Source organism: Pseudomonas sp. BCRC 81390, from assembly GCF_030341915.1.
Taxonomy (GTDB): Bacteria; Pseudomonadota; Gammaproteobacteria; order Pseudomonadales; family Pseudomonadaceae; genus Aquipseudomonas.
In genome coordinates this window covers 744,515-754,625 of record NZ_JATAAG010000066.1, presented here as the reverse complement: position 1 = coordinate 754,625, position 10,111 = coordinate 744,515, and the positions used below count along the sequence as shown (strand labels likewise).

Annotated in this window: 11 protein-coding genes; all 11 read right to left on the bottom strand. The window is 60.9% G+C overall.

The genetic code is table 11. The features are described from left to right. Positions 1-272: 272 nt before the first annotated feature. Positions 273-659: a lysozyme inhibitor LprI family protein gene (locus QSV36_RS20120; RefSeq protein ID WP_289133883.1), complete on the bottom strand. Its 387-nt coding sequence runs from the start codon at positions 657-659 to the stop codon at positions 273-275. A gap of 20 nt (positions 660-679) precedes the next feature. Next, the gene (locus QSV36_RS20115) at positions 680-1,219 is read right to left on the bottom strand and encodes a hypothetical protein (protein WP_289133882.1); all 540 of its coding nucleotides are present in this window, start codon (positions 1,217-1,219) and stop codon (positions 680-682) included. A gap of 84 nt (positions 1,220-1,303) precedes the next feature. After that, a complete protein-coding gene (locus QSV36_RS20110) occupies positions 1,304-1,867 on the bottom strand; it encodes a GNAT family N-acetyltransferase (RefSeq protein ID WP_289133881.1) in 564 nt (187 codons plus the stop codon). 88 nt (positions 1,868-1,955) lie between these two features. Beyond that, the gene (locus tag QSV36_RS20105; protein ID WP_289133880.1) at positions 1,956-2,339 is read right to left on the bottom strand and encodes a YkgJ family cysteine cluster protein; all 384 of its coding nucleotides are present in this window, start codon (positions 2,337-2,339) and stop codon (positions 1,956-1,958) included. Positions 2,340-2,497: 158 nt separating this feature from the next. Then, a complete protein-coding gene (locus tag QSV36_RS20100; protein ID WP_289133879.1) occupies positions 2,498-3,625 on the bottom strand; it encodes a hypothetical protein in 1,128 nt (375 codons plus the stop codon). A 116-nt stretch (positions 3,626-3,741) separates the two neighbouring features. Next, positions 3,742-4,950, bottom strand: coding sequence for an alanine transaminase (gene alaC, locus QSV36_RS20095; protein ID WP_225780460.1), 1,209 nt, complete (start codon positions 4,948-4,950; stop codon positions 3,742-3,744). A 316-nt stretch (positions 4,951-5,266) separates the two neighbouring features. Next, entirely contained in the window at positions 5,267-6,154 is an 888-nt protein-coding gene (gene cyoE / locus QSV36_RS20090) for a heme o synthase (RefSeq protein ID WP_170028315.1), read from the bottom strand. Between the two features lie 11 nt (positions 6,155-6,165). After that, complete coding sequence (gene cyoD / locus QSV36_RS20085) at positions 6,166-6,498, bottom strand: cytochrome o ubiquinol oxidase subunit IV (RefSeq protein ID WP_003259128.1); 333 nt, start codon at positions 6,496-6,498, stop codon at positions 6,166-6,168. Then, positions 6,498-7,121: a cytochrome o ubiquinol oxidase subunit III gene (cyoC, locus tag QSV36_RS20080; RefSeq protein ID WP_063911281.1), complete on the bottom strand. Its 624-nt coding sequence runs from the start codon at positions 7,119-7,121 to the stop codon at positions 6,498-6,500. The genes cyoD and cyoC overlap by 1 nt, the downstream gene beginning before the upstream one ends. A gap of 3 nt (positions 7,122-7,124) precedes the next feature. After that, a complete protein-coding gene (gene cyoB / locus QSV36_RS20075) occupies positions 7,125-9,143 on the bottom strand; it encodes a cytochrome o ubiquinol oxidase subunit I (protein WP_063911280.1) in 2,019 nt (672 codons plus the stop codon). A 3-nt stretch (positions 9,144-9,146) separates the two neighbouring features. Continuing rightward, positions 9,147-10,091, bottom strand: coding sequence for a ubiquinol oxidase subunit II (gene cyoA, locus QSV36_RS20070; protein ID WP_289133878.1), 945 nt, complete (start codon positions 10,089-10,091; stop codon positions 9,147-9,149). Positions 10,092-10,111: the final 20 nt, after the last annotated feature.

Sequence of the window (10,111 nt, the reverse complement as noted above, 5' to 3'; positions counted from 1 at the left end):
CCGTTGCTGCCATCCAGGTAGGCTGTGATCGCTGTGAGCTTGAATTGCTCGGTGTACTTACTCATAGATCCCCCCAAGGGTTGGATTGGTGTCCAACTTCTTGGGGGCAGTCCAGGTGTAGTGCAACTCCAAGCCAGCGCAGTACCTGTGGGAGCGGGTTTACCCCGCGAAGCAGGCGACGCGGAGGATGGCACCGGCTGTGCCGGTGTTCGCGGGGCAAGCCCGCTCCCACAGGAATAACGCTCACCCGCGAAGAGGCCTTGGTCGGCGACTCACTGTCCGGGGCTGAGCACCCGCTCCAGCTCCGCGGCGCGGTCACGGGTCATGTCCATCAGGCATGTACCACCTTCCAGTGCCGCCATGCTTCCGCCACTGGCCTGCACATGGAACTGGCAATTGCCATCGCGGTATGCCAGCCACGTGCGCTGCACATCCCGCAGGCGCTTCTGCTGCCCGGCATCGAGCTTGCCCATCAGTTGCTTGTACACCCGGTTCAGACGCTGGTCCTGCACCTGCGTTTCAGCCTTGATGCATTCACTCATGGCCACGGTGCTGGACGCCTTGTCCATGCACTGCCCATAGGCCGCCGTGTAGTCATCGGCCATGGCCGATGGCAGCGAGCAGGCCAATGCCAGGCCGGCCAGGTAATGCTTGATCATGCAAACTCTCCTTGTGGATTTCAAAGCGTCTGCGGCTGCTCTTGCGGCATCAGCACCCTGCCCGGCTCAAAGCGCAACGTTGGCATCTGCGTCGCGGCATAGAACGCCACGCCCAACGCCGCAACCAGCACCACGTCCAGCCAGCTCCAACCCGGCATATCGGCGGCACTGCGCGCCTTCCAGCAATACCAGGCCTGCCCCAGGCAGAACACCATCATCGCCGCCAGCCACAGGTAGAACCCGGCAGCAAAGCCGGTACGCTCATGAAAGGCGTAGCTCTGGTTGTCCGGCAAGCGGTCAATTGCGAAACGGCTGGCAGCCAGGTATAGCGCAACCAGGCCGGCCAGGAGCGCCAGCCGGCGGAACCGCCGATGGGCCAGGATCGCCAGCGCCAGCAATGGGTTGGCGAACCACTGATACATGCCGAAAGGCAGGCCCCATGGCCCATACAACAGCATCTGCAAGGCGGGCATGTGACGGTCGCCACTCATCAGCGCGCCATCGAAGAACAGTGCGAGCAGGTACAGCAGCAAGCTGGCGCTCAGGTAGAAAACGGGCAAGGGGCATACCTGGGGAAAGGAACAGGCTGTGACCATAACCCAGCCCCTGCCCCGCTTCCAAACCTTCGATGGGATGTCATGCGGTCAGGCAACCGGCGGCTCCAGCAGCAGGCCATAGATACCAGAATCGGACAGCTCGCCAGCCACGCACCAGCGCGCGCGCAGGGTACCTTCGAGCACGAAGCCCTGGCGTTCGAGGGTACGCGCCGAGCCTTGGTTTCGTGGGTCGATTTCGCCTTCCAGGCGGCGCATGTGCAGGGTGTGGGCGAGGTAGTCGATGAAGCAGGTCAGTGCCTCGTCCATGTAGCCTCGACCCTGCATTGCGCTGGCCAGGCAATAACCGATCTCGCCACGACGCGAGACATCGTCGATGTTGAACAGTTGGACCATGCCGATCAGTTCACCGTTGTCGCGCCGGTACATGCCCAGCTTGAGCTGGTCACCGTTGGCATAGGCTTCACGATCGGCGGCCAGGGCGCTTTCGGCTTCGGCCAGGCCTTGCCAGGGAGCATGGTGCCAATAGCGCATGACCTCGGGGTCGGCCATGATCGCCAGCCATTGCGCTGCATCGGCATGGCGCATGGGGCGCAATTGCAGACGCGGGCTGTCTAGGCAGAGGTCACTGGGGAAACTGCGGGTTGGGGTCACGCCGGATCTCCTGTCCATGGCTGGGGAAATGACAGTTTAACGTCAAGCGCACGGTTCAGGCATCCGGGTAGCCCGCGCAGGCTGGCGCTCAGGCCACCTCGGCGCCGTCATCCGGCCAATGCGGCTCATTGGCCCCTGGCGGTGTCAGCGGTGGCAGCCCATATGCCGCCCGCGCATCGTCACAGCTGGGGTTGTGTACCCCACCCGCCCACGACGCCTCGAACTCGCGGCAGGGGCTGGAGCGGTTGGCGTAGATGGTGCACGCCACCTGCTGGCCAATCTCGCCCTGCAGGCTGATGCAGCGGCATGGCTTGGCGTCGGTGCCGATCATGGCGACACGGGTGGGGTTGATCTGTACCACCAGGTCGTCCGGCACCAGGCCGCCGGAAGACTGGCATTCGCCCCAGAAGAAGGACACACGGAAGTACCCGCAGCAGGCGCCGCAGTCAAGGCAAGGGTTATATTCGGACATGATGGCACGGAGGGAAGGTTGTTGTTATCGGGCAGGCCCGCGGCGCCATTTTCAATCCAAGCCGGGGCTGCTGGATAGGGGGGCAATGCAAAAATATTTGCCGCTGATCCGGAGGCCGGCCGAGGGCGGCCAGCACCTGCGCCGACCGCCCGTTTCCGTTAGCAGATAGCCTTGTAAGTCGAGGCATCCGCGCGCTGCAGGGCAAGCCCGGCGCTTGGCTCATAATGGCTGCCTTGCACCTTGCTGAAGTAGGTACGCGCTTCACCACAGTGCACCAGGCGGTCGTCCTTTTCACCCTCGGTGAGTACGGTGTAGGACGCGCTGCGCATGGCCTGATATTGGCTGTCTGCTGTCGCCATGGCCTGGTGATGCTTCATCAGCTGGCTGTCGTCCAGCGCCAGGCGCTTGTCGAGCTGCACACCCCAGCGGGTCAGGCAGACCTCGGCGAAATGACGAACGATCAGCCCCGGCTCCGCCAGCACCTTGCCGGCACCGGCGCCATCCGCCGAAGCGTTACCGACGAGCGTGGCATGGCGGCCTGGCATGGGATAGATGCATATCTGCGTCCCGCTTGCGACCGCTGGGATCACACAGGCAAAGCCTTTGGAGCGCTCATCGCGCGAATAGAAACCTACGTACTCCTTGACGTTATCCGCCAAGGTCACGCGCTCGGCCTGGACATTGCCGACCCCGGGCACCGGATCGATGGCGAAGATGTTCACGGGCACGCCACGCAACACCGGGTCCTGAGCCATGGCATTGGCCAGCATGTGGCAGCTTATGCCTCCCCTGCTCCAGCCAACCAGATTGACTTGAGTCGGAATGCGCGGCTTGCGGAACATGCTGATGATCCGTTCCTGCAGTTCCTGGGGCGTCGGGTGGCGGTCACCATAGTCATAGGTGCGCCAGAACCAGGACGCGGTGGAAGAAGGGTCCGGAACAGGAACTCCGGCATCTTTCAGGCGCTGGTACTCTTGCTCGCTCAGCTTGGTACGCTGCCAGTTGCTTTCGCCTTTGATCACCTGCAGCACATGGTTGACGTTCTCTTCCCAGCCACGCCCAAACAGCTGGCCGGTCCAGTTGAAATAGCCGCCGGGCTCGACGAACAGGCTGTCATCCTGCAGGTTGCCGCTGCCGGGGCCATCCACGGCAATCCAGTGGGCGAACTCGCGGCCCTGATCGTTGCTGGCCAGGGTAGATACCAGCTCGCCGTTCCAGAAGTTGGGGTTGGCGTGGTCGAAGCGGTGGGAGCCGGTACCGCAGAAATAAGCGGTGAAAACACTCATGGGCAGTCTCTGTAGTGAGAAATGAGTGCTGAAGATAGGTTTGCCTACGGAGGGAACGCAGGCGGAAAGCTCACCCCTGCTGCGCAATCGGGGCTGCTTTGCAGCCCCGACAATGATTACCTGCGGGCCAGGCCATCGGCCCGGAACATCTGCCGTATCCCGCGGATCGCCTGGCGAATGCGGTCCTGGTTCTCGATCAGGGCGAAGCGCACGTGGTCATCACCGTAGTCACCGAAGCCGATCCCCGGCGATACGCACACCTTGGCCTCGGCCAGCAGCTTCTTGGCAAACTCCAGCGAACCCAGGTGCGCGTACTCCGGCGGGATCTTCGCCCACACGTACATCGAGGCCTTGGGGTTCTCGACCATCCAGCCCAGCTCGTGCAGCCCTTTCACCAGCAAGTTGCGGCGCTGGCGGTACTGTTCGGCAATGTCGCGAACACATTGCTGGTCACCTTCCAGCGCAGCGATGGCGGCTACCTGCAGCGGGGTGAAGGTGCCGTAGTCGTGGTAGCTCTTGATCCGCGCCAGGGCACTGACCAGCTCCGGGTTGCCGACCATGAAGCCGATCCGCCAGCCGGCCATGTTGTAGCTCTTGGACAGGGTAAAGAATTCCACGGCGATATCCTTGGCCCCCGGCACCTGCATGATCGACGGTGCTTTCCAGCCGTCGTAGACGATGTCGGCATAGGCCAGGTCATGCACCACCAGAACCCCATACTGCTTGGCCAGGGCCACCACACGCTCGAAGAAATCCAGCTCGACGCACTGCGCGGTAGGGTTGGACGGGAAGCCAAGGATCATCATCTTCGGCTTGGGGATCGACTCGCGAATGGCCCGCTCCAGCTCGTTGAAGAAATCCACGCCCGGCACCAGCGGCACCGAACGCACCTGGGCCCCGGCGATCACCGCACCGTAGATGTGGATCGGGTAGCTGGGGTTGGGTACCAGCACCGTATCGCCCTGGTCGAGCGTGGCCAGCATCAGGTGCGCCAGGCCTTCCTTCGAGCCGATGGTGACGATGGCTTCGCTTTCCGGATCGATGTCGACCTCGTAGCGTTCCTTGTACCAGTTGGAAATGGCCCGGCGCAGGCGCGGGATACCGCGAGAGGTGGAATAGCCGTGGGTGTCTTCGCGCTGGGCGACCTGCACCAGCTTCTCGACAATGTGCGGTGGCGTGGCGCCATCGGGGTTGCCCATGCTCAGGTCGATGATGTCCTCGCCACGGCGGCGGGCAGCCATCTTGAGCTCGGCGGTGATGTTGAAGACGTAAGGGGGGAGACGATCGATGCGCGCAAAGCGGCGCGGCGAACCTGGGTTGGCCATGGCTTCCTCTAAGTACGTAAGCGCCCGGAACCGTCCGAGCGACGTTGGCCGATGTGGCGGCCTGATTCAGAAGATAGTGCCGAAACAGGATGCCTGTAAAGGACAATTTCCTGTTTTGTTAGAATTTTTTAGATGTATTTTTTGAAAATCAAAGATCTATGTTTCCAGGCTTGGCTTCTTCGCGGGCTCGCCCGCTCCCACAGGGGACAGCGCTTTACCTGTGGGAGCGGGCATGCGCGCGAAGAGGCCGGCACAGGAAAACGCCCATAAAAAACCCCGGCACATGGCCGGGGTTTTCGTGAAACAGGCAGCAGTCTCAGCGTGCGTAGGTCATCAGCACGTCCGCAGCGGTCTGGCTGTCCACGCCCATCATCACGCTGAGCGCAGTGACGGTGAGGATGGAGAAGCCGAACACCTTGCGCGCCCACTTGCTGTCGTCCTCGGCCTTGTAGCCACCCCAGGCCATGTACAGCCAGTACAGGCCCATGGCAGCGGCCACGGCCAGGTAGCCGAGGCCGGCGTAACCGCCGAGGGTCAGCATCAGGGTGGCGAGGACGAAGGCCAGCACGTACAGCACGATCTGCTTCTTCGCCGCCAAAACACCGCGCGCCACCGGCAGGACCGGGATGTTGGCAGCGCTGTAATCCTTGAAGCGGAAGATCGCGATGGCAAAGCTGTGCGGCATCTGCCACAGGCTGAACATCACCAGCAGGGTGACCGCAGCCAGGTCGAAGCTGTTGCTCACGGCGCAGTAGCCGATCACCGGAGGCATGGCACCGGACAGGCTGCCGACCAGGGTGCCGTGCACCGATTTACGCTTCAGCCAAAGGCTGTAGAAACCGACGTAGACGATGAAGCCGATCAGCGCACAGAACGCCGACAGCGGGTTGGCCTGGACATACAGCAGGCTGAAACCCGCCACCCCGAGCAGAGTGGCGTAGATCAGCGCGAGGGGCAGCGGCATGCCGCCCTGGACCATGACGCGGTTCTTGGTGCGTTCCATCTTCTGGTCGATGTCGCGGTCGATGCAGTTGTTGAACACGCAACCGGACGCGACTACCAGCGAAGTACCCACTACCACCGCCAGGAACAGGGCGAAATCCACATGGCCCTTCGCGGCAAGGAAGAAACCGCCTGCCACGGAAAGCACGTTACCGAAAATGATCCCCGGTTTGGTGATTTGGATAAAGTGCTTAACGGACATGCAGTCTTACCTCACTTGGCCAACATTTCGAAGTGGATGCTGAACATGATCCACAGCGACAGGCCGACCAGCAGCGCGATCACCAAAGTGGTGAACAGGAACGTCGATACGTTGTTGCGTTGCTCTTTCGAGCGGTCCATGTGCAGGAAGTACACGAGGTGTACGACTACCTGGATCACGGCCATGGCAACAATGATCAGAACGGTCAGGTTCTTCGGCAGGCTTGGCGACATGGCCAGGCCGAACGGGATCGCAGTCAGGATGATCGACAGGATGAAGCCGATCATGTACGACTTGACGCTGCCGTGGTTACCTTCGTGATGAGTGTCGTGTGCGTTAGCCATTACAGAACTCCCAGCAGGTAGACGACGGTGAATACGCAGATCCAGACCACGTCGAGGAAGTGCCAGAACAGGCTCAGGCAGCTCATGCGGGTCTTGGCGGTCGGCGTGATGCCGTGCTTGTTGATCTGGTACATCATGACTGCCATCCAGATCAGACCGGCGGTCACGTGCAGGCCGTGGGTGCCTACCAGGGCGAAGAAGCCCGACAGGAAGCCACTGCGGTTCGGGCCGAAGCCTTCGCCGATCAGGTGATGGAATTCATAGATTTCCATCGCGATGAAGCCTGCACCGAACAGGAAGGTCACAGCCAACCAGCCCAGTACGCCAGCTTTCTTGCCATCGAACATCTTCAGCATGGCGAAGCCGAAGGTGATCGAGGACAGCAGCAGGAACAGCGTTTCAACCGCTACGAAATCGAGCTGGAAGATGTCATGACCCGACGGGCCGCCGGCAAAACTGCCGGACAGCACCGCGTAGGTGGCGAAGAGCGACGCAAACAGGATGCAGTCGGTCATCAGGTACAGCCAGAAACCCAGTACGGTCATCTGGCCCGAGTCGTGGTGGTGGTCGTCATGCCCATGGTCGTGACCATGAGCAGCACCGTGCATTACTTGACTGGACATTGATTACACCCGCTCAAACGATTCGACACGTGCGCCGGCAGGCAGAGCACCTGCTTTGGCCAGCGCTTTCATGCGCTCGCCTTCGATGCGCGCCACTTCTTCGGCCGGAACCATGTAGCCCTGGTCGTCACGCGCGGCGTGGCGAACGAAGACAGCGATGGTTGCAACCAGGCTCGCGCCAACCAGCCACCAGATGTGCCAGATGAAGGCGAAGCCGAAGACGGTCAGGAACAGGCCCATGAACAAACCGGTGGAGGTGTTGCTCGGCATGTGGATCGCTTCGTACTTGGCCGCTGGCTTGTAGGCAACACCGGCTTCCTTGGCTTCGTGCCAGGCGTCCAGGCCAACCTTCTCAGGCATGTGGGCGAAGTTGTAGAACGGAGGTGGCGACGAAGTCGACCATTCCAGGGTACGGCCGCCCCATGGGTCGCCGGTCACGTCCAGGTTCTGGTTGCGGTCGCGAACCGATACGTACAGCTGGATCAGCTGGCAGGCGATACCGAACAGGATCAGCACGGCGCCGACAACGGCTACGTACAGGTAGGGTTCCCACAGCGGGTTGTCGGAGTGGTTCAGACGACGGGTCATGCCCATGAAGCCCAGGGCGTACAGCGGCATGAACGCTACGTAGAAGCCCGAGATCCAGAACCAGAAGGCAGCTTTGCCCCACTTCTCGTTCAGGGTGAAACCGAAGGCTTTCGGGAACCAGTAGGCGAAGCCGGCGATGTAGCCGAATACCGCACCACCGATGATCACGTTGTGGAAGTGAGCAATTACGAACAGGCTGTTGTGCAGGACGAAGTCAGCACCCGGAACAGCCAGCAGAACGCCAGTCATGCCACCGATGGAGAAGGTGATCATGAAGCCCAGGGTCCACATGATCGGCGCGGTGAAGCGCAGACGGCCCTGGTAGATGGTGAACAGCCAGTTGAACAGCTTCACACCGGTCGGAATGGAGATCAGCATCGTCGCCAGGCCGAAGAAGGTGTTGACGCTGGCGCCGGCACCCATGGTGAAGAAGTGGTGCAGCCATACCGCGAAGCCCAGCACGGCGATCGCGCCCGATGCATAGATCATCGAGTGGTGGCCGAACAGACGCTTGCCGGAGAAGGTCGAGGTAACTTCCGAGAACACACCGAAGGCCGGCAGGATCAGGATGTAAACCTCAGGGTGACCCCACGCCCAGAACAGGTTGACGTACATCATCGGGTTCCCACCAAGCTCGTTGGTGAAGATGTGGAAGTCCAGATAACGGTCAACAGTCAGCAGCGCGAGTGCAGCGGTCAGGATCGGGAAGGAAGCCACGATCAGCACGTTGGCCCAGGTGCAGGTCCAGGTGAAGATCGGCATGTCCATCAGCTTCATGCCAGGTGCGCGCATCTTCATCACGGTGACGAGGAAGTTCACACCGGTCAGCGTCGTACCCAGGCCTGATAGCTGTAGCGCCCAGATGTAGTAGTCGACACCCACCCCAGGGCTGTACTGAATGCCCGCGAGCGGCGGATAGGCAACCCAGCCGGTCTTGGCGAATTCACCAACGCCCAGCGAGATGTTGACCAGCAGCACGCCTGCCAGCAGCAGGTAGAAGCTCAGCGAGTTCAGGAACGGGAAGGCAACGTCACGTGCACCGATCTGCAGCGGAACCGCCAGGTTCATCAGGCCGGTGAAGAACGGCATCGCCATGAAGATGATCATGATCACACCGTGAGCGGTGAAGATCTGGTCATAGTGTTCAGGCGGCAGGTAGCCTTCGGAGCCACCGGTAGCGGCAGCCAGCTGGGTACGCATCATGATGGCGTCGGCAAAGCCACGCAGCAGCATGACCATCGCGACGATGATGTACATCACCCCGATCTTCTTGTGGTCGACAGTCGTCAACCACTCGGTCCACAAGTAGGTCCACTTGCGGAAGTAGGTGATAGCACCGACGACAGCGATACCACCGAGCGCAATCATGGCAAGTGTCACCATGACTATCGGCTCGTGATAGGGTATCGCCTCCAGGCTTAGTTTACCGAACATCTCTTACTCCTCTGCACCGGCAGCTGGTTGCATACTCGATTCCACACCCTTGGTAGTGGCCAGATCTTTGCTGCCTGCTTCTTCGTGGCTCGGACGACCGCGGTTCATGCCTTCGTACTTGTCGACGATCAGCTGGAACTGGTCAGGCGAAGCCTCGCTGTACAGCGCGACCGGGTTGTTTTCGCTTGGTTTGGCCAAGGCGTCGTATTCGGCCTTGTCCAGCTTCTTCGGCGACTGCTTGACCTCGGCGACCCACTTGTCGAAGTCTTCCTGGGAGGTGGCAGTAGCCTTGAATTTCATGCCGGTGAAGCCAGCACCGCTATAGTTGGCGCTGATACCGTCGAACTCGCCGTTTTCGTTGGCGATCAGGTGCAGCTTGGTGGTCATGCCGGCCATGGCGTAGATCTGGCCGCCCAGGCCCGGGATGAAGAAGGAGTTCATCACGGCGTCGGAAGTGACGCGGAAGTTGACCGGGACGTTAGCCGGGAAGACGATCTTGTTGACCGTGGCGATACCCTGCTCCGGGTAGATGAACAGCCACTTCCAGTCCAGCGCGACCACGTCGATCTGGATCGGCTTGACGTCGGAATCCAGAGGACGGTATGGGTCCAGCTTGTGGGTAGAGTGGTAGGTGACGTAACCCAGGGCGATGATGATCAGGATCGGGATGATCCACACCGCGGCTTCGATCTTGGTCGAGTGCGACCAGTCAGGGGTGTAGGTGGCGGCCTTGTTGGAAGCACGGTACTTCCAGGCGAAAACCACGGTCATGATGATGACCGGAATCACCACCAGCAGCATCAGGCCGGTCGCGATGAGGATCAGGTTCTTTTGCTCAATGCCGACCTGGCCCTTCGGGTCGAGCAGGGTCCAGTTGCACCCACTGAGTAAAAGCATGCCTAAAAAGGGCAATATGCCAAACAGTCTGGGGTAACGCTTTTTACTCATCTCACGACCTCTAGATCAGC